We start from the raw sequence: 20,181 nt of genomic DNA, 5'->3' as shown, positions 1-20,181 counted from the left end.
GTACTGGTTCACTATCGGTCTCTCAGGAGTATTTAGCCTTAGCGGATGGTCCCGCCAGATTCAGACAGGGTTTCACGTGCCCCGCCCTACTCAGGATACCACTATCTATTACATCGCTTGCTTATACGGGACTATCACCCTCTTTGGTCCAACTTTCCAGATGGTTCTAATTCACTTTGCATAGAATATCGTGGTCCTACAACCCCAGGTATGCCGTAACATCACTGGTTTGGGCTAATCCGCGTTCGCTCGCCACTACTTACGGAATCACTTTTGTTTTCTTCTCCTCCGCCTACTTAGATGTTTCAGTTCAGCGGGTTTGCCCCCTATCGGGTACTATGTCTTCAACATAGTGGGTTGCCCCATTCGGATATCTGCGGATCAACTCGTGTGTGCCAATCCCCGCAGCTTTTCGCAGCTTATCACGTCCTTCTTCGCCTCTGAGAGCCACAGGCATCCCCCATACGCCCTTATTTTGCTTATTGTACTTTTATCACAGTTCAGTGTTCCGGGTTTTTAAGTTCCGGGTTAAACCCCGAACCCACAACCCGTAACCCTAAACCGGATTACTGTGCTTTCTATATTTTTCTACTTTTTGAATTTTATCTCAATATGTCAATGAACTTGTGGCGTGTCGACACAGACAATTACTTATCTGCGACCGACTTTTAGCCGTTGTGGAGAATATCGGAGTCGAACCGATGACCTCCTGCGTGCAAGGCAGGCGCTCTAGCCAGCTGAGCTAATCCCCCATTCTTTTTGAATTACGAATGACGAATTATGAATTATGATAATCCATTACCCATAACTTCCAGAATTTCCTTTTTTTTCAAGTCGAAGCGCTTTCAATCCGTAATTCGTAATTTACAAATTCGTAATTGTTTGTAGTCCCGGGCAGACTCGAACTGCCGACCCCTACATTATCAGTGTAGTACTCTAACCAGCTGAGCTACGAGACTATTTTATTTCAGATTGTTGATTTCAGATTTCAGATTTCCATGCTGCATGGCAACTTGAAACCTTAAACCTGAAACTTTAAACCTTTTCAGCTCTCTTCTTCTTGTATTTTTTGAACTAACAGCGAGAGTAAGTATCTCTTTACTTACTATTGAAGACCTGAGACCGTGTCTCTAGAAAGGAGGTGTTCCAGCCGCACCTTCCGGTACGGCTACCTTGTTACGACTTAGCCCCAGTTACCAGTTTTACCCTAGGCAGCTCCTTGCGGTCACCGACTTCAGGTACCCCCAGCTTCCATGGCTTGACGGGCGGTGTGTACAAGGCCCGGGAACGTATTCACCGGATCATGGCTGATATCCGATTACTAGCGATTCCAGCTTCACGGAGTCGGGTTGCAGACTCCGATCCGAACTGTGACCGGCTTTATAGATTCGCTCCCCCTCGCGGGGTGGCTGCTCTCTGTACCGGCCATTGTAGCACGTGTGTAGCCCAGGACGTAAGGGCCGTGATGATTTGACGTCATCCCCACCTTCCTCACGGTTTGCACCGGCAGTCTTGTTAGAGTTCCCGACATTACTCGCTGGCAACTAACAACAGGGGTTGCGCTCGTTATAGGACTTAACCTGACACCTCACGGCACGAGCTGACGACAACCATGCAGCACCTTGTAATGAGTCCGAAGAAGGGCCTGTTTCCAAGCCTGTCCCACTACATTTAAGCCCTGGTAAGGTTCCTCGCGTATCATCGAATTAAACCACATGCTCCACCGCTTGTGCGGGCCCCCGTCAATTCCTTTGAGTTTCAGGCTTGCGCCCGTACTCCCCAGGTGGGATACTTATCACTTTCGCTTAGCCACTCAGTCTTACAACCAAACAGCTAGTATCCATCGTTTACGGCGTGGACTACCAGGGTATCTAATCCTGTTCGCTCCCCACGCTTTCGTCCATCAGCGTCAATATAATGTTAGTAACCTGCCTTCGCAATTGGTATTCCATGTAATATCTAAGCATTTCACCGCTACACTACATATTCTAGTTACTTCACAGTAATTCAAGTTCTACAGTATCAATGGCAGTTCGACAGTTGAGCTGCCGGATTTCACCACTGACTTATAAAACCGCCTACGGACCCTTTAAACCCAATGATTCCGGATAACGCTTGGATCCTCCGTATTACCGCGGCTGCTGGCACGGAGTTAGCCGATCCTTATTCTTACGGTACCGTCAAGCCTCTTCACGAAGAGGTGTTTCTTCCCGTACAAAAGCAGTTTACACACCATAGATGCTTCATCCTGCACGCGGCATGGCTGGTTCAGGCTTGCGCCCATTGACCAATATTCCTCACTGCTGCCTCCCGTAGGAGTCTGGTCCGTGTCTCAGTACCAGTGTGGGGGATCTCCCTCTCAGGACCCCTACCCATCATTGCCTTGGTATGCCGTTACCATACCAACTAGCTAATGGGACGCATGCTCATCTTACACCAATAAATCTTTAATAATAATGTGATGCCACATCAATATACTATAAGGTATTAATCCAAATTTCTCTGGGCTATCCCTTAGTGTAAGGCAGATTGCATACGCGTTACGCACCCGTGCGCCGGTCTCAAAGCCCGAAAGCTTCTACCCCTCGACTTGCATGTGTTAGGCCTGCCGCTAGCGTTCATCCTGAGCCAGGATCAAACTCTTCATCGTATGTTTTTATATTTTTACGATCTTAATTCAGGTCTTTTTCAATAATTCGCTAAGAGCTTCTTACTCTCTCTTATGCTGTCAATCCAATATGTCTATGAACGTATCATTCTTCTTATTTCTCGCTAACCTCGTTCGCCGTAGCGGCTCTCTGTGTTAGCGGGTGCAAAAGTACAACTTCTTTTTAAACCCGCAAGCGTTTTTGAAAACTTTTTTTAATTTATTTTCTAAAGCTTATTTTTCAGTATTTTTTTTGAAGTGAACTTGCTTCCTTTTCCTTTCGGTTAGGGAGGGCAAAGATAATTTCTTTTCCCTTTACAATCCAAATCTTTTTTTACTTTTTTTTAAGCTTCCCTTTTTTGACCGCCACCCTACTTAGTATAGTAAAGCGCCCGTCTTTAAAGGGCCGTTTGCGTTTCAGTCTGTCTAAGAACATTGCCTTGAATGCGGATGCAAAAGTAGGCACTTATTCCGCTTTTCCAAACTTTTCAACGCCTTTTTTTTATCTTTTTTCTTCGCTTTTCCTTAACTCTTTGTTAACGTGGTTTTTGACACAGAAAGTTTTTTTGGATTTTTTTGTACCTCAGAGTTTCACAGAGCAAGCACAGAGTAGCACGAGAGTTTTTATCTATAATATCGAATAGAGGACACAGAGGTTTTTGCCGCGCAAAAGTGGCCTGATCATGCCTCACCCCCGGCCTCCCGATCAATCGGGACAAGCTATCTCCCAAGGAGGGGGGAGCCAGGACGTGCCTACCCAACCGACATACTATATAATAATATAGTATTGTGATACACATAAGAAACATCACAAATATACAGACAGATGGCCGATAGCCCTGATAGCAGCGGCATCCCCCGCCTTTTTCGGCGGGGATAGAGCGGATAGCGGGAAAAGGGATAGCTGGAAATGAAAGGACATTTCGCTCCTAGTATATATATGTAAAAATATGTAGCGTAAATCGACCCTGTTTATATGAGGCTATATCTTACTGAAATCCTCAATGCATTTTTTTGCATACAGCTTAGTAATGGTAAGAATCCTTTTCTTTGCTTCGGTGTCTTTTTCGAGATTGTATTTTTTAAGGAAAGACATAGCGGCACCTTCAAATTCTTTTTGAAGATCGTTTATAAAAATTTCAAGTCTGGCGCCCCCTGCAGATATATAAATATCACTATTGAATCTCCTGAGAAAATCCTGATGTACATCATTACATGCAATTGCTAATTGCTCTTCTAATTCTTTATAATCGAAACTCATTAGTAGTATTTAATTGAAAAATTCTGAGCGCAAAATAAATAAATGGATTTTCGATGAAGTTATGATATTTAACTTAAAATTAATAAAATTTTTCGTTCCGTTAGAAAAGTATCTTGCCCCTAGTTAAAAATGGGTATTTCAACATGCATTTCTAAAATGGAAAGGATTTTAAAAATAATTAAATGTAATAATTATGGATATTTCGGTATAATTATTTGCACACACATATATGAAGATTGTAAAAACTGGCGGTACCGGCTTTTATATTAAACTAGCGCCTATAAATGCCCCCAAAAATAAAGCAGTTCAAAAACTTTCCCGCCAATTTTGCATCAAATATATTATAAATTAATAGATAATTAAACTTTCCTGATATTAAATATGATTTTAAAAAGTCATCTTGTACAGGAAACTAATTTGCAGATATTTTCCCGTAATCATCCAGGCATCTTTTAGCATATGTTTTTGCAATATTGAATATAGATTGCAATGCCTTTTGATCTGAACTAATTCTATTTTCGCGAATAAATGACAATTTCACATTATCAAATTCATTTTGTATGAGTTCAAAAAAAGTGAGCAATTTCTCCGGTCCCTGTGATTCGTAATCCGACTTATATATCTGCGATAAATTAGTCACAACATCTTTACAGGCGCAGTCGAACCTGTCTTCAAGATCTTTATAATCGATTTCCATAAATGCTATCCGTTAAACAGGATAAATATACCAATAAATTTAAGATTTTAAGATATGCCATAAAAAAAGCCCCGGTTAATTTCCGGGGCCTAAAAGAAGGGTGAAAGACGGGGCTCGAACCCGCGACCTTTGGAACCACAATCCAACGCTCTAACCAACTGAGCTACAATCACCATTTGTTTTGCGAGTGCAAATATAAGGCATTTCGCCGTTCCTGCAAGGAAAAATTTATCTTTTTTATATCAAATCTCCTAAGCTGTTCACTGCCAAATACCTTTCCACTGTAAAACCTTCGGCATATTCGGAATTAATAAGCCTTCCAAGGTCGGCTGCGCGGTAAAGAATACTGTCCTTAAAGTTTTTTGTGGCTATAGGCGTTACCGGTTCATTGCTCCACGGGTCGTAAAATTGCGATTTGTAAGCCATCAGCGATTGTACCTTTACATCCATAAAACCCGTAACATCAACTACAAAATCCGGCACCAGGTTTTTCCATTGTATATAATGGTATACAAGCCTGGGTCTCCACGCCTCCTGCCCTGTCCCATCCAGTTGGGTTTCTATCCTTCTTAGCCCTGATAAAAAGCAGGCGTCTGAAACCAGCTTGCTTCCCCTTCCGTGATCGATATGGCGGTCATCCACCGCGTTGCAGATCACGATCTCCGGCCGGTATTTGCGTATCATTTTTATGATCTCCAGCTGGTGTGCTTCATCGTTTATAAAAAAGCCGTCGCGAAAACGCAGGTTTTCCCTAATATCCACCCCAAGTATCTTTGCAGCTTCTGCGGCTTCTTCATCCCTTATCTCCGCAGATCCACGGGTACCAAGCTCGCCACGGGTAAGATCGACGATCCCAACTTTTTTACCGAGTGAGATCTCTTTTGCAATGGTTGCGCCGCAGCTAAGCTCCACATCATCCGGATGTGCGCCAAAAACGAGTATATCTAATTTCATGTGTTTTCCTGAATGTTGGTGCAAATTTACGAAAGTTTAGTGGTTCCATCTTAGCCTTTCTTCGAGGTTTTCAAAACCTTAAAGGTAGAGTTATTCAGTATGCATCCAGACCTACAAGGTTTTGAAAACCTTGCAGGTCGGGAATCTGTATAATGCCTGACGATTCATTGCTACCATCGTAAAGCAAAAAATAAACATCTACTTTTATAAAATAATTAGGAAGAAAATCGTTAAATAACTCTAACTTGCAGGATCAATTTACGAACGAAAAATACTCATAAAATGAATGAGATTAAGATACTTTGGGTGGATGATGAAATAGACATGCTTAAGCCCCACATCCTTTTCCTTGAAAAGAAAAACTACAAGGTAACTACGGCTAACAACGGGCAGGATGCTATTGAACTTTTTGACAAGGAAAACTTTGATGTTGTGTTCCTTGACGAAAATATGCCAGGCCTTAGCGGGTTGGAAACGCTTTCGATAATTAAAGAAAAAAAATCGTCGGTGCCGGTGATCATGATCACGAAAAGTGAGGAAGAGTACATCATGGAAGATGCTATCGGCTCTAAGATTGCCGACTACCTCATTAAGCCGGTTAACCCGAACCAGATATTGCTTTCGCTTAAGAAGAACCTCGACAATTCGCGCCTTGTATCGTCTAAAACAACATTGGATTACCAAAAGGAATTCCGTAAAATATCCATGGATATGGGCATGGTAAACTCCTGGGAAGACTGGATTGAAATGTACAAGCGACTCATATATTGGGAACTTGAACTTGAGAATATAGAAGACCAGGCTATGGTGGAAATACTGGAATCGCAAAAAGTAGAAGCCAACTCGCAGTTCGGTAAATTCATTGAAAAGAATTATGAGGACTGGTATGAGCCAAAAGCCGACAAACCGGTGCTTTCGCACAACGTGTTTCGTGAGCTTGTTGTGCCCGAGATACAAAAGAAGCAGCCGATACTGTTTGTAGTTATCGACAACCTGCGCTATGACCAGTGGAAAGCTTTTGAAAATGTGGTATCTAACCATTATAAACTGGAAAAAGAGGCTGCTTATTACGCTATACTCCCTACGGCAACGCAATATGCCCGTAACGCTATTTTCTCAGGCCTTACGCCGTTGGAAATGGAGAAAAAATTCCCGCAGTACTGGAAAAACGATGTTGACGAAGGCGGAAAAAACCTCTATGAAGGCGAGTTCCTTACTGAGCAGCTAAAGCGCCTTGGCCTACAGAACCTGAAACAGGAATACTATAAGATCACCAATTTCCGCGACGGGCAAAAGCTGGTGGATAACTTTAAGGGGCTTAAAGACAACGACCTGACTACGATAGTTTACAACTTTGTAGATATGCTCTCGCACGCCAAGACCGAAATGGATGTGGTAAAAGAACTTGCCAGTAACGACAAGGCCTACCGCTCACTCACCCTGAGCTGGTTCCGCAACTCACCATTGCTTGAAATGATACAGCAGGCACAGCAGATGGGCTTCAGGCTAATACTAACTACTGATCATGGTACCATTAATGTAAAAAACCCGAGCAAGGTTATCGGCGACAAGAATACCAGCCTCAACCTGCGCTACAAAACGGGCCGCAGCCTTACTTATGAAGACCGCGATGTATATGCCGTAAGGGATCCGAAGCGTATACAGCTGCCTGCCATTAACATGAGCAGCTCCTACATATTTGCTAAAAATGACCATTTTCTTGCTTATGTAAATAATTACAACCATTATGTGAGCTATTACAGGAATACTTACCAGCATGGTGGTATCTCCCTGGAGGAAATGATCATCCCGTTCCTTGTGTTCAACCCTAAATAATCGTTTACAATTATATGGAAATCACTTTTTCCCTTGAGGAAATAGACAGTGCCGCAAAGCAGGTATTGGCACAGAACATCAAAAGCATCATAACGTTCCACGCGGGTATGGGTGTGGGGAAAACAACATTCATCAAGGCACTGGCAGGGCAACTGGGCGTGAAGGACATGACATCAAGCCCAACCTTTTCGCTAGTTAACGAATATGAGACCGAGGATGGCAGGATATTGTACCACTTTGACCTGTACCGCCTTAACAGCGAATCGGAAGCGTATGACATGGGTATTGATGAATATTTTTATTCGGGCAACCTGTGCTTTATCGAATGGCCGGAGAAAACGCCAAACCTCATACCCATAGACCATACTGCCATTACCATGAAAATGCTGCCCGACGGCAAAAGGCAGCTCACCGTAAAATAGTTACTTTCGTTTAATTTTTTTTGTAAATTAGAGCCAAATATCCGCTACAATCCATGTCCTTAACACCTTTTACAAAGCAGCAGCTGCTTCCGCAGGAAGAGAAACTTGAAGTGGCCCGGCAAAAGAGCGAGCTCTTTATTGGTATCCCTAAAGAAACATCCTACCAGGAACGAAGGATTTGCCTTACACCCGACGCCGTGAATTCGCTTACTGCCCATGGACACCGCGTAATGATCGAGGCAGGCGCGGGACTTAGCTCCAGCTATAGCGACAGGGAATATAGTAATGCCGGTGCGGAAATAACACAGGATCCTAAAAAGGTTTTCGGGTGCCCGGTGATATTGAAAGTGGAGCCGCCTACTGTTTCGGAAATCGAAATGATGAACCCCGAAACGCTTATTATTTCGGCCATACAATTAAAGACACAGCGAAAAGAATATTTTGAGGCGCTGGCCTCCAAAAAAATTACCGCACTTGCTTTTGAATTCATAAAAGATGAGGATGGTTCCTATCCTGCCGTAAAGTCGCTTAGCGAAATAGCGGGAACGGCATCGGTACTGATAGCTGCTGAATTAATGATCAACCAAAAGATCGGCAAAGGATTGTTGTTGGGTAATATCACGGGGGTGCCACCTACAGAGATCGTTATCATCGGGGCGGGCACAGTAGCTGAATTTGCCGCAAAAACTGCCTTAGGCCTTGGGGCAAGCGTAAAGGTTTTTGATAATTCAATCACCAAATTACGCCGCTTGCAAAACGCGCTCAACCAGCGTATCTTCACATCTACCATACAGGAAAAATCACTCCTTAAAGCCCTGATGCGCTGCGACGTGGCTATTGGTGCGATGAAGGGAAAAAACCGTACGCCAATTATCGTGAGCGAAACAATGGTAGAGCACATGAAAAAAGGCGCTGTGATCATTGATGTATGTATCGACACAGGAGGCTGCTTTGAAACATCGGAAGTGACTACACACGAGAAGCCGACTTTTGTAAAGAATAATGTTATCCATTACTGTGTACCTAACATCCCGTCACGCTATTCAAAAACGGCTTCAATGTCTATTAGTAATATCATAAGCCCTTTCCTTTTGCAAATGGCTGACGATGGCGGCATAGAAAGCGCGATACGCTGCAATGCGGGGTTAAAGAATGGTATTTATTACTATCACGGCCTGCTGACAAACCGCTCTGTTGCCGACTGGTTCTCTTTATCCTACAGGGATATTAACCTAATCGTTTTTTAAGCAAAATATTTCGCAGATATTGCTGTCAGTTTTTTCGTGTTGCGTAAATGGCATGATTTATAGCTTTTAAATTTGCCTTCAAAAACCTATATTTGCGGTTAATTCCAATACAACACAACTACAATGCAGCAATTATCCGAACTGAATGCCATATCCCCTATTGATGGGAGGTACCGTGGCAAAACCGTATCCTTATCCCGTTATTTTTCTGAAGAGGCGCTGATACGCTACCGTGTCCTTGTCGAGATTGAATATTTTATCGCGCTTTGCGAACTGCCACTGCCGCAACTTACCGGCGTAGATAAAAACACCTTTGAACCGTTGCGGGACATTTACAGGAATTTTAGATCAGATGATGCCCGGCATATAAAAGAGATCGAAAAGACTACTAACCACGATGTAAAAGCCGTGGAATATTTTATCAAAAAAGCTTTTGACCAATTGGGTCTTGAGGCTTTTAAAGAATTTATCCATTTTGGGCTTACCTCTCAGGATATTAACAATACCGCCATCCCGCTATCTACAAAAGAAGCCTTTGAAGATGTTTATATGCCGGGGCTAATTGCTGTTATTGCCAAATTAAAAGAGCTGAGCGTAGAGTGGGCTAATGTACCTATGCTGGCGCGCACACACGGACAACCTGCTTCCCCTACCCGCCTGGGGAAAGAGATTGGTGTGTTTGTAGAGCGTTTGGAAGAGCAATTACGATTACTGTTCAATATACCGTTCGCTGCTAAATTTGGTGGTGCGACAGGCAATTTCAATGCGCATTTTGTGGCCTATCCAAAAAGCGACTGGAAACAGTTTGGCAATGATTTTGTGGAAGGTACATTAGGGCTGAAACACTCGTTTCCTACCACACAGATAGAGCATTACGACCATTTTGCGGCCTTCTTCGATGCACTGAAACGCATCAATACAATCATCATCGACCTGGACAGGGATATCTGGACCTATGTGTCGATGGATTATTTTAAGCAGAAAATAAAAGCAGGCGAAATAGGCTCTTCGGCCATGCCGCATAAAGTAAACCCTATCGACTTTGAGAACTCGGAAGGCAACCTGGGGATAGCCAATGCTATTTTCGAGCACCTTTCTGCCAAGCTGCCGTTATCAAGATTACAGCGTGACCTTACCGACAGTACGGTACTACGAAATATTGGCGTTCCGATGGGGCATACTATCATTTCTTTCGAAGCCACATTGAAAGGCCTTAACAAACTGCTACTGAATGCCGACAAATTTGCCGAAGACCTCGAAAAAAATTGGGCCGTAGTTGCCGAAGCAATACAAACCATACTGCGCCGCGAAGGATACCCAAATCCTTATGAAGCGCTGAAAGACCTTACGCGGACTAATACTGTCATTGATAAGAATGCGATACACAATTTTATTAACGGCCTTAACGTTAGTAATAATATAAAAGAAGAACTGATGCTGATAACGCCTTCAAATTATTTGGGAATTCAGCCATAATATTCATCATTACAACCCTTTAAAAAATCAGCTATGAAAAAAATTACACTCCTTTGCCTTTTGTTCTTTGCAGCTTTACAGCTGTCATGCAGTAACGATGATAATAACAATACTCCCAAACTTGCATCGGGGACTATGGTTCTTGAAACTCAGGCTGATGTTGATGCTTTTGCCGCATCTAATTATGGCTCTGTAATTGGTGATTTAACAATAGGAAATAGGTTTGTAGAAACCAATATCACTGACCTTTCAGGATTAAGAGGCCTGACAGAAATTAGCGGTGAATTAAACATTTACGGCAATGGCCAGCTTAGGAGTCTTGAAGGGCTACATAATATAAGGCATGCTGAATCGATTTATATTATAGCTAATGGAGGTATTCAGGATTTAATGGGTTTACGAAACCTGGAAGGGCTTACAGGAGAATATCATGATTTTGTTATATTAAATAACTATGCCCTGAAAAATTTAAATGGCCTTGAAAAACTCACGGGAACTGTAATGTTAGGTCTTAACGAAAATGCATCTTTGGAAAGTCTGGAAGGATTAGAAAATATCGATAACCTGGAGCTATCGATCTTACAATGTCCTCTAATAAGTTCTCTGGCACCTCTGGCAAATGTTGAGTCGCTTAGCATCAGTATTAATGGTAATAGCTCACTAACATCATTTCAGGGAATTGGCAACGGACCAAATATTACAAATATTGAACTAAAAAATTGTACGTCCCTTATATCACTGCAAGGTTTAGAAGGCTCTGTTTCAGTAGGAACGATTACACTTGAAGGTAATACAAGCCTCACATCTCTTCAAGGATTGGGAAATGTTAATACTGTAGAATACGGCATATCAATCATTGATTGCCCTGCCCTTACTTCAATTCAGGCGTTAAATGTCTCAGGCAATATGCGTTTCCTTAAAGTTATAAATAGCGATGCATTAGTATCATTGGAGGGACTTGAAGGAATTATACAAATCGATGCCATAGAAATTAAACATAACAATAATATCGTTTCTCTTGAGGGGCTACAAAATGTGCAATCAATCAACTATCTTGAAATTAATGATAATAGTACATTAGTTACAATTGAGCATCTCTCGGGACTTACAGACTTTTCTGCAAATTCTCCTTACACACCTAACAACTACAACCGCAAGATTTACATAGGCTATAACGATTCACTTACATCCCTGCACGGACTTGAGAATTTTAGTCCTGTACCAACATCTTCAACAGAGTGGGGTTCTATTAATATTTACAATAACGCGTCACTTCAGGATTTTTGCGCAATCAGTTCACTTACCGAACCAGGAAGGCAGATAAGTTTTGGTATTCAATATAATCTAAACCCAATAACAGTTACAGATATTCAAAATGGCCACTGTAATTAAATAAATATCAGGTAGACCTCTAGTCCTCCCAATTGTTAATTCCTGTTTAAATTTTACGAACCTGCTTAACAAGTTAACCTTTACAAGGCTAAATTCGTTATATTGCAGGAACGGAAAATATAAACAGGTTTTTTTATGTCCAACAAAATCCTCATACTTTTCGCGCATCCGCTGTTTGAGAAATCGAACGCGAATAGTGTGCTGACCCGGAATATCCCTGACTCTCCGAACATCACCTTCCACGACCTGTACCAGGAATATCCCGATTTTGATATTGACATGAAGCGGGAACAGGAATTGCTGTACAATCACAATATTATTATCTGGCACCATCCCATGTACTGGTACAGCTGCCCGCCACTGTTGAAGCAATGGATAGACATTGTGCTGGAACACGGATGGGCCTACGGTAAGGAAGGGTTTGCGCTTAAAGGCAAACTATTGCTGCAAACAATAACCACCGGCGGGCGCAAGGAAAATTATTCGGCTACCGGACGCGACCGCTTTACGATACAACAGCTGCTGGAGCCCTTTTGCCAAACGGCGAAAGTATGCAACATGCATTACCTCCCTCCTTTTGTGGTGCACGGCACCCACTCGATGACAGAAGAAGGGTACGAAAAGAACGGGAAACTTTACGCACAGGTGCTGGACTATCTTGTAAATAATCCCATCAATCCTGAAGAGTTGGCGGAATTCCATTATTTTAATGATTGGTTTAAAACTAAAAACGGGTAATTATGGCAGACGGATTTTTCTTTCAGGCACTTATTTACCTTGCTTCGGCAGTATTATGTGTGCCAATAGCCAAAAAACTTGGATTGAGCTCGATACTGGGGTATCTTTTTGCAGGGATCATTATTGGCCCTTATGTACTGGGGCTTATCGGGCAGGAAGGACAGGACATTATGCATTTTGCCGAGTTTGGCGTAGTAATGATGCTGTTCCTTATCGGGCTGGAACTCGACCCGCATAAATTCTGGCGTATGCGGCGTATCATTATTGGGATGGGCACGCTGCAGGTGCTGGGCACGACAGCAGTATTGTTCATCGCCTGTTCGTTCGTACTGCGATGGGAGTGGCAGGCTACATTGGCGATATCATTGGCATTGACACTTTCGTCAACAGCAATCGTAATGCAAACCATGAAAGAAAAGGGCCTCACCAAGACCTCAATGGGGCGTTCGTCCTTTGCAATATTGCTATTCCAGGACATCGCAGTTATCCCCATTATGGCCGTGCTGCCGCTGCTTGCCGATGGCGCTGTAGAAAATAAGGAAGCAGGACAATCCCTGATCTCCCATTTAGGATGGCTCCAGGCCCCAATAGTATTAGGTACCATCGGGATGGTGTACGTGGGAGGGCGCCTTATCATCATACCATTACTCCATATTGTGGCACGTACACGGCTGCAGGAACTATTCACGGCATCTGCATTGCTCCTTGTTATGGGAGTTTCCTACATGATGCAGCTGGTTGGCCTCAGCCCCGCGCTTGGTGCATTCATGGCCGGCCTGGTATTGGCTAACAGCGAGTTTCGCCATGAGCTTGAAGGCGATATCGCACCTTTTAAAGGATTGCTTTTAGGGTTGTTCTTCATAGGCGTGGGTGCGTCTATCAATTTTCATTTGATAATGGCCGACCCTGCGTTTATCATTATTTTCTGCACGATTTTCAACATCATCAAATTCTTTGTGCTTTTAGCGGTCGGGAAGATATACAAAAAAAGCTCCGACCAAAATATATTGTTCGCCTTTGCCCTTAGCCAAGCAGGGGAATTTGGTTTCGTGATACTTGCTTTTGCAACACAGCTTAACCTGATGGCTACCGAGCTTGCCAACCAAATGATGGCCGTGATCGCACTGAGCATGATAGGTACACCGTTCTTACTGATCATCAACGAAAAATGGATCGACCCTTTCTTTGGCGTAAAAGAAAAACAGCCTAAAAATAATTACGACTCCATTGATGAGAAAAACGATGTCATTATTGCCGGGTTCGGCAACTTCGGGAGCACTATTGGCCGCCTGCTGAAGACCAACGGCATTCCGGCAACGGTGCTTGACATGGACAGCGACCGTGTGGATTCGCTGAGGAAAATGGGCTTCAAGGTATATTATGGCGATGCCTCAAGGCTGGAGCTTTTGAAGGCGGCCGGCTGCGAGAACGCAAAACTTTTTATAGCCGCTATAGATAACCCGAGGGTAAACTTACAGGTGGTAGAGATGATCAAAAAGCATTTCCCAAACCTGAAAGTCCTCGCACGTGCCCGTAACCGCAGCGATGCTTTCGAGCTTGTGGATATGGGCGTGAACGACTTTTACAGGGAAAATATGTACAGCGCCGTACACCTTGGCGTTGATGCACTAGTAGAGCTTGGGCACCGGCGGTATACAGCAACACGGCAGGGCCAGCGCTTTATAAAGTATGATGAGCAGGCCATATTCCGCCTGGCTGAAAAACGGCACGATAAGAAAGCTTTCCTGATGACGGCTTTGGAAGAAATAGAAATGCAGGAACAACTGCTTAAAAACGACCTGTATGCCCAGCTTGGCGCTAATGACCATGCCTGGCAAAGCGCCGATTTACGAAAGGAAGCGGAGGAAGAATAGTTTTCAGCCTGCCTGCCGGCAAAGGCAGGTCGCAGTTTTCAGTCTCTGTGTAAAACTGAAAACTGCAAACTGTGACTCATAACTTACTTAACAGGTATCCATATCTCCTCCTCAGATTCCGGATCACCGTGTTTGTATTTGTCGCCTAATATCTCAAAGTGTGGGCGATTATCCAATACATATCCTGAAGCTGGCAGCCATTCCATGAAAATGTATTTATACGTTTCCGGGGCATCTTCGGCAGTGCCTTTATAATTGAAAACGGCATATTGCCCTTCCGGTAAAATAAGTGTATCCATGCCCTCAGGAACAGCATCAAAATCCATTACTTCAACTGCAGCCCATTTTTCAAATGTTGCCTCAGGATCAAAATTCCTGTAGAAACCTTCGTTATAAACCTGTAAAGAATACCTGTCGGTACCGACAGCATTGGTAATTTCCTTCCTGCGTGGCATAAAGCCGTTCCAAAGCTGGAATGTAGTGTTTTTGGCAAAGGACATGGCAAGCCGTTTGCCAATGAGTTTTTTTGGGGACACGTTCCTTATTTCGGGTATCATAATTATGACTCCGGCTAAATCACCTTCACCTGATTAAGCTTGCTATTTTTCCGGCTAAAGCCAAAGTAAATAGAAAGCCCTATCAGCAGCCATGCCGTAAAGTAAATCCAGTTCCACACACTAAGCTGTGCCATCATGTAAAGGCAGCAGATAAGGCCAAGCAAAGGTATCAGCGAGAGGTTTTTACGGAAGGCCCATATTGCCAGCAATACCAATGTTATAAGAAAAATATACATCGGTATCTTATGCTTAAACAGGTCGAAGCCGCTTTCATATTTCAACTCTTCAGCAATAGGCAGTTCATCCACAAGCTTTTTGTAGGCCGCCTCATCTTTTTCATAGGTTCCGAGTATCTGCTCAAGGTCCTGGCTTCCGGTCGCCACATCGCGCGCCAGCAGCGAGTTGTACACCTCTGTAGTTTGTTCTTTGGATAAAGATGTTACAATTGTCGCCGGGGTATTGATCTCTTTTTCATTATTCAGGAAAGCCATGGTGGTTTCTTTATTATAAGTAAACGAAAATATAACCCCGGCAATAAGCGCTACCGGCATGATGAATTTAGCATTGACATAAGGTGTTTTGAACTTCCCCCTTGGAACATCGGGGCGGTTTTGCAAAACAAGCACACCGGCACATACCAGTACGAAAGCGAACAATGTCCCGATACTGCAAAGGTCGGTAACCATGGTCAGGTTCAGGAACAAAGCAGGAACGGCAACTACGAAACCGGTCACAATAGTAGCATATGATGGAGTCTTGAATTTCGGGTGCACGCGGGAATAGCGTTTTGGCAGCAGCCCATCGCGGCTCATGCTCATCCAGATACGCGGCTGCCCCATCTGGAACACCAGCAGGACGCTTGCCATGGCAACAACGGCACTCACGGCTATGATGCCGCTCATCCATTTCAGGTCGAGCTTTTGAAATACAAACGCCAGCGGATCGCCAACATTAAGTTCGTTATAGCGAACCATGCCCGTTAATACCAGGGCGATTATCACATATAATATCGTACAAATGACAATAGCCCACATCATTCCTTTGGGCAGGTCGCGCTGCGGGTTCTTGCATTCTTCGGCAGTAGTAGATATCGCATCAAATCCTATATAGGCAAAGAATACTGCCGATACACCTTTGAGCACCCCTGCTGCTCCATTGGGTGCAAACGGGTCCCAATTGGCCGTATCTACATAAAATACCCCTACGGCAATAACCAGCAGGATGATACAAAGCTTTATAACCACCATGAGGTTGCTGGCATTCCGTGATTCCTTCATACCCCTGTATACAAGGGCTGTAATGATGATAATGATAAACAAAGCGGGAAGGTCAGCCACAAAATGGAACGAGCCTATAGTAGGTGCGGTTGTCCATGCGTTGTAAGCCTGCTGTAATCCGGCATCAAGGTTGGCAAAGCTCTTTCCGCCCTGCATAAGTGCGGTGGCATTATCAAACCCGTTCGATGCGGTAAGGTAATCCATCTGCACCCAGTCGGCCAAAGTGCCCAGATGCCAGTCGTATCTTGTATTAAGGGTTGTGACTATTCCATCGAGAAGCCCCGTAAAATAATCACTCCAGGATATAGCGACAGTAATATTCCCAATGGCGTATTCCATTATGAGCGCCCAGCCTATTATCCAGGCAACGATCTCGCCAAAAGCAACGTAAGAATACGTGTAGGCGCTTCCCGATACCGGCACCATAGAGGCGAATTCGGCATAGGCAAAGGCAGCAAAGCCACAGGCAACAGCCGTAAATAGAAACAGGAAGATAACTGCAGGGCCCCCATCGGCGCTGGCTTTACCAATCGTACTGAAAATACCAGCTCCGATGATTGCTGCGATGCCAAAAGCTGCTAAATCCTTAACGGTAAGGTGCCTGCCTAAAGAATCGTGTCCATGTTCATTACTCTCAACCTGCCTTAATATGTCCTGTACGTTCTTTTTACGAAATAAGCTGTTTAACCCCATTGTTTTTATTTAAAATTCAAAATGCCTGCTATTTGCAGCAATAACAAATATAAAAACTTAATTGAAAAAAATTTTACCAAGATTTGGTTATTTGTTAAAATTTTCTTAATTAAAATATAAATAGGAATTTTCTATACAAGCATAAGCAATAACAATTGGTATTTACGATAGTTAAAACCTATTACTGGTATATTTGCAATAGAAAATTAATCATTCATCAAATAAATAACACACTATGTCATTAGTAGGAAAAAAATTCCCAAACATTGCTGTCGATGCCATCTCTGAAATGGGTGACAACCTGAGTATAAATATTTATGAAGAGGCTGTAAACAATAACAAAAAAGTGTTGCTGTTCTGGTACCCTAAAGACTTCACCTTTGTTTGCCCTACAGAGCTTCACGCGTTCCAGGCTGCCCTGGGAGAGTTTGAAAAAAGAAATACCATGGTTATAGGCGCTTCTTGCGATACTAAAGAAGTGCATTTTGCGTGGCTTAACACTCCAAAAGACAATGGAGGTATAGAAGGTGTTACCTACCCTATCCTTGCTGACACCAACAGGAACCTTTCTAACATCCTTGGCATCCTTGATATCGAGTCTACAGAATACAGCGAAGAGACCGACTCTGTAATTCTTACAGGATCGAACGTTACTTACAGGGCTACTTACCTTGTAGATGAGACAGGAAAAATATTCCACGAAAGCGTAAACGATATGCCGCTTGGCCGTAACGTAGCCGAATACCTTAGGCTGATTGACGCTTACACCCACGTTCAGACCAAAGGTGAAGTTTGCCCGGCTAACTGGGAAGAAGGAAAAGAGGCCATGACTGCCGACCGTAAAGGCGTTGCTTCTTACCTGGCTTCGAACTAATAATTTAAAACACACCTTACCATGTTACAGGAACTAGAAGTTGATAATTTAGCAGAGATTGTTGCCGGTGAACCGGTGGTAGTGGTACAATATTCAGCCGGGTGGTGTGGCAATTGCCGCATCATGAAGCCTAAATTCAAAAAAATGGCTTCGGAAAATGAAAATGTAACTTTTGTGATCGCTGATGCTGAAAATTTCCCTGAATCCAGGAAACTTGCTAAAGTTGACAACCTGCCTACCTTTGCCACCTTCAGGAACGGCAAGCTGGTAAACCAGGTTCAGACGAATAAAGTAGAAATCTTAACCGACTTAGTCAATGAAGTTACCAGTAATTAAGCACCTTAACCAGTTTATCGAAGATAACGACCAGGACTATATTACAGAAACTCTGGAAGTGCTTGAAGCGCTTACCGAAGTGCCTTCGCTGAAAGATGAAGAACTGGATGTTATTGGGGAGATTATCTCCAATATGTATGGGGCACTCGAGGTAAATAAAATGATAAAAGGCGGCATGACCAAAAAGGACGCACTGAACAGTTTTATGATGCGGGTTCTTGGCGCGATAGATAAAGAATAGTTTTTCATAATCAGGTTAACAGGAACGCCTCCGGAAACGGGGGCGTTTTTTTTGTTGCCTTCCTTACTGTCAATTACGCGAATTAAACTAATTTAGTCCTTTTGTTAACTTAGAGCCTTTATGAAAAACATTTTACTCAGCACTATAGCTTTTATCGCCTTTACCATAAACTGCCCTGCCCAGCAGGACTTTATAAATCTTGCTTACGGCACTGACAAACAGCAGACACTCGATCTTTTTCTTCCTAAAAATATAACTGCAACTACACCTGTGGTTATCATGATACATGGCGGCGCCTGGATGATGGGCGGCAAAGAGTATACCGACAAACGCGCCAAAGACCTGCGTGACCGCGGGTTTGTGGTGGCCAATATCGATTACCGTTATGTAAGCGAAACCGTGCACTGCAAACAGCTTCTTGAAGATGTAGACAATGCCGTTGCTTACATACAGAAGGAAGGCCCGAAATACAACTACAACACAAAACAGGTACACATGGCCGGGATAAGCGCCGGTGCACATCTGGCATTGCTGTATGGATATACAACTTCACGCAATGTAAAATCAATTAATGCGATATGCCCGCCTACACGTTTTGATGACAAAGGCACACTGGAGTACCTGGAAAAAACACAGCTCACAAAAAACGTGGAACTTTTGGCAGATGCAAAGTACACGGACTCATTGATGCAGGATAAAAAATTTACCGATGTAAGCCCGTATGCCCACATAAAGGCTATTCCAACGCTGCTGATACACGGCGATAGCGACAAGCTCGTGCCGTATTCCAATTCAAAATTCCTTTATGGACTTCTGCAGATAAAGAAGATCGAATCGAAGCTGATCACCATGAAAGGCAAAGACCACGATGCCGGGTTGAATGATCCCGTTACCGAGAAACAGGCGTATGACGCATTGACCGGTTGGATAAATTCGCATAACTAATGCAACTGTATATTAAGAACATGGTGTGCCCCCGCTGCATTACCGCAGTGCGGGCCGAACTTGAAAAAGCCGGTATCAATGTATTGGCTGTTGAATTGGGCGAAGCGGAAATAAAGAACGACCTCACGCCCGAAGAGCTACAGCATGTAGATAAATCATTGCAGGCATTGGGTTTTGAGCTAATAAACGACCGTAAAGGCAGGATCATCGAGCAGGTAAAAAACGAAATTGTTTACCTTGTCCACCATTCTGATGAAACGCTGAACACCAATCTTTCCAACTGGCTGGCCGATAAGCTGCATTATGATTATACTTACCTGAGCAACCTTTTCTCTGAGGTTGAAGGCACTACCATTGAGAAATACTACATCAGCCAGCGTATTGAAAAAGTAAAAGAACTGTTGGTATATGATGAGCTTTCGCTGGCAGAAATTGCCGATGCTTTGGGTTACAGCAGCGCGGCGTATCTTTCGGGGCAGTTTAAGAAAGTGACAGGCCTCACTCCTACTTTTTATAAAACAATAAAAGAAAACAAGCGCAAAAAGATTGACGAACTGTAAATACTGAAAGTATTTGAAACTTTTGCGCCTTTGAATTTCATGGAAAGACCAAAAGTCGATAAGGTACTGATATTAAAGCATCTATATTTGAAGGCATAAAGTGATTACTTCGCAATCTAAGCAGGATCGGGCTTTGCGTCTTCCGCGGCTTTGC

General features: G+C 43.4%; 16 protein-coding genes, 3 tRNA genes and 2 rRNA genes (1 of these 21 cut by a window edge). 12 read left to right on the top strand and 9 right to left on the bottom strand.

The features are described from left to right. The 7 genes from HYN59_RS12160 to bshB1 all read right to left on the bottom strand — a co-directional run. Nucleotides 1-485 (bottom strand): 23S ribosomal RNA (locus HYN59_RS12160) (it extends 2,390 nt beyond the left edge of the window). A 193-nt stretch (nt 486-678) separates the two neighbouring features. Next, nucleotides 679-752 (bottom strand) — tRNA-Ala (locus HYN59_RS12155). Between the two features lie 133 nt (nt 753-885). After that, nucleotides 886-959, bottom strand: a tRNA-Ile gene (locus HYN59_RS12150). 175 nt (nt 960-1,134) lie between these two features. Continuing rightward, nucleotides 1,135-2,650: ribosomal RNA gene (locus tag HYN59_RS12145) — 16S ribosomal RNA — on the bottom strand. The 16S and 23S rRNA genes sit together here with 2 tRNA genes alongside, the layout of an rRNA operon. A gap of 979 nt (nt 2,651-3,629) precedes the next feature. After that, on the bottom strand, nt 3,630-3,908 hold the full coding sequence (locus tag HYN59_RS12140; protein WP_108778514.1) for a hypothetical protein: 279 nt from the start codon (nt 3,906-3,908) through the stop codon (nt 3,630-3,632). A gap of 795 nt (nt 3,909-4,703) precedes the next feature. Continuing rightward, a tRNA-His gene (locus HYN59_RS12130) sits at nt 4,704-4,779 on the bottom strand. A gap of 63 nt (nt 4,780-4,842) precedes the next feature. Continuing rightward, complete coding sequence (gene bshB1, locus HYN59_RS12125) at nt 4,843-5,559, bottom strand: bacillithiol biosynthesis deacetylase BshB1 (protein ID WP_108778512.1); 717 nt, start codon at nt 5,557-5,559, stop codon at nt 4,843-4,845. 282 nt (nt 5,560-5,841) lie between these two features. Between bshB1 and porX the strand changes: the two genes are divergently transcribed. From porX to HYN59_RS12090, 7 genes are all read left to right on the top strand, one after another. Further along, nucleotides 5,842-7,395 carry a T9SS response regulator signal transducer PorX gene (gene porX, locus HYN59_RS12120; RefSeq protein ID WP_108778511.1) on the top strand — a complete coding sequence of 518 codons (1,554 nt, stop codon included), beginning with the start codon at nt 5,842-5,844 and terminating at the stop codon, nt 7,393-7,395. A gap of 14 nt (nt 7,396-7,409) precedes the next feature. Continuing rightward, nucleotides 7,410-7,817 carry a tRNA (adenosine(37)-N6)-threonylcarbamoyltransferase complex ATPase subunit type 1 TsaE gene (gene tsaE / locus HYN59_RS12115; RefSeq protein WP_108778510.1) on the top strand — a complete coding sequence of 136 codons (408 nt, stop codon included), beginning with the start codon at nt 7,410-7,412 and terminating at the stop codon, nt 7,815-7,817. 53 nt (nt 7,818-7,870) lie between these two features. Then, the gene (locus HYN59_RS12110; RefSeq protein WP_108778509.1) at nt 7,871-9,064 is read left to right on the top strand and encodes an alanine dehydrogenase; all 1,194 of its coding nucleotides are present in this window, start codon (nt 7,871-7,873) and stop codon (nt 9,062-9,064) included. 123 nt (nt 9,065-9,187) lie between these two features. Next, nucleotides 9,188-10,540: an adenylosuccinate lyase gene (purB, locus tag HYN59_RS12105; RefSeq protein ID WP_108778508.1), complete on the top strand. Its 1,353-nt coding sequence runs from the start codon at nt 9,188-9,190 to the stop codon at nt 10,538-10,540. Between the two features lie 33 nt (nt 10,541-10,573). Continuing rightward, nucleotides 10,574-11,932, top strand: coding sequence for a hypothetical protein (locus HYN59_RS12100; RefSeq protein ID WP_108778507.1), 1,359 nt, complete (start codon nt 10,574-10,576; stop codon nt 11,930-11,932). A gap of 135 nt (nt 11,933-12,067) precedes the next feature. Then, complete coding sequence (locus tag HYN59_RS12095) at nt 12,068-12,670, top strand: NAD(P)H-dependent oxidoreductase (RefSeq protein ID WP_108778506.1); 603 nt, start codon at nt 12,068-12,070, stop codon at nt 12,668-12,670. Nucleotides 12,671-12,672: 2 nt separating this feature from the next. Continuing rightward, on the top strand, nt 12,673-14,544 hold the full coding sequence (locus tag HYN59_RS12090) for a monovalent cation:proton antiporter-2 (CPA2) family protein (RefSeq protein WP_108778505.1): 1,872 nt from the start codon (nt 12,673-12,675) through the stop codon (nt 14,542-14,544). Between the two features lie 83 nt (nt 14,545-14,627). Here HYN59_RS12090 and HYN59_RS12085 read toward each other — a convergent pair whose 3' ends face one another. Both HYN59_RS12085 and HYN59_RS12080 read right to left on the bottom strand, forming a co-directional pair. Continuing rightward, entirely contained in the window at nt 14,628-15,101 is a 474-nt protein-coding gene (locus HYN59_RS12085) for a GyrI-like domain-containing protein (RefSeq protein ID WP_108778504.1), read from the bottom strand. A 14-nt stretch (nt 15,102-15,115) separates the two neighbouring features. Further along, nucleotides 15,116-17,071, bottom strand: coding sequence for an amino acid permease (locus HYN59_RS12080; protein ID WP_108778503.1), 1,956 nt, complete (start codon nt 17,069-17,071; stop codon nt 15,116-15,118). A 235-nt stretch (nt 17,072-17,306) separates the two neighbouring features. Between HYN59_RS12080 and HYN59_RS12075 the strand changes: the two genes are divergently transcribed. The 5 genes from HYN59_RS12075 (at nt 17,307) to HYN59_RS12055 (ending at nt 20,027) form a co-directional block, all read left to right on the top strand. Then, nucleotides 17,307-17,945, top strand: a complete 639-nt coding sequence (locus HYN59_RS12075) for a peroxiredoxin (RefSeq protein ID WP_108778502.1) — start codon at nt 17,307-17,309, stop codon at nt 17,943-17,945. A 21-nt stretch (nt 17,946-17,966) separates the two neighbouring features. Continuing rightward, the gene (locus tag HYN59_RS12070) at nt 17,967-18,281 is read left to right on the top strand and encodes a thioredoxin family protein (protein WP_108778501.1); all 315 of its coding nucleotides are present in this window, start codon (nt 17,967-17,969) and stop codon (nt 18,279-18,281) included. Continuing rightward, nucleotides 18,262-18,522, top strand: coding sequence for a DUF6952 family protein (locus HYN59_RS12065; RefSeq protein WP_108778500.1), 261 nt, complete (start codon nt 18,262-18,264; stop codon nt 18,520-18,522). Before HYN59_RS12070 ends, HYN59_RS12065 begins: the two co-directional genes overlap by 20 nt. A 120-nt stretch (nt 18,523-18,642) precedes the next feature. Continuing rightward, the gene (locus tag HYN59_RS12060; protein ID WP_108778499.1) at nt 18,643-19,467 is read left to right on the top strand and encodes an alpha/beta hydrolase; all 825 of its coding nucleotides are present in this window, start codon (nt 18,643-18,645) and stop codon (nt 19,465-19,467) included. Further along, a complete protein-coding gene (locus HYN59_RS12055) occupies nt 19,467-20,027 on the top strand; it encodes a helix-turn-helix domain-containing protein (protein ID WP_108778498.1) in 561 nt (186 codons plus the stop codon). The genes HYN59_RS12060 and HYN59_RS12055 overlap by 1 nt, the downstream gene beginning before the upstream one ends. Nucleotides 20,028-20,181 lie beyond the last annotated feature (154 nt).

It is taken from the genome of Flavobacterium album, assembly GCF_003096035.1.
Classification (GTDB): domain Bacteria; phylum Bacteroidota; class Bacteroidia; order Flavobacteriales; family Flavobacteriaceae; genus Flavobacterium; species Flavobacterium album.
The sequence above is the reverse complement of the archived record's forward strand: the minus strand, read 5'-3'. Positions and strand labels throughout refer to the sequence as shown.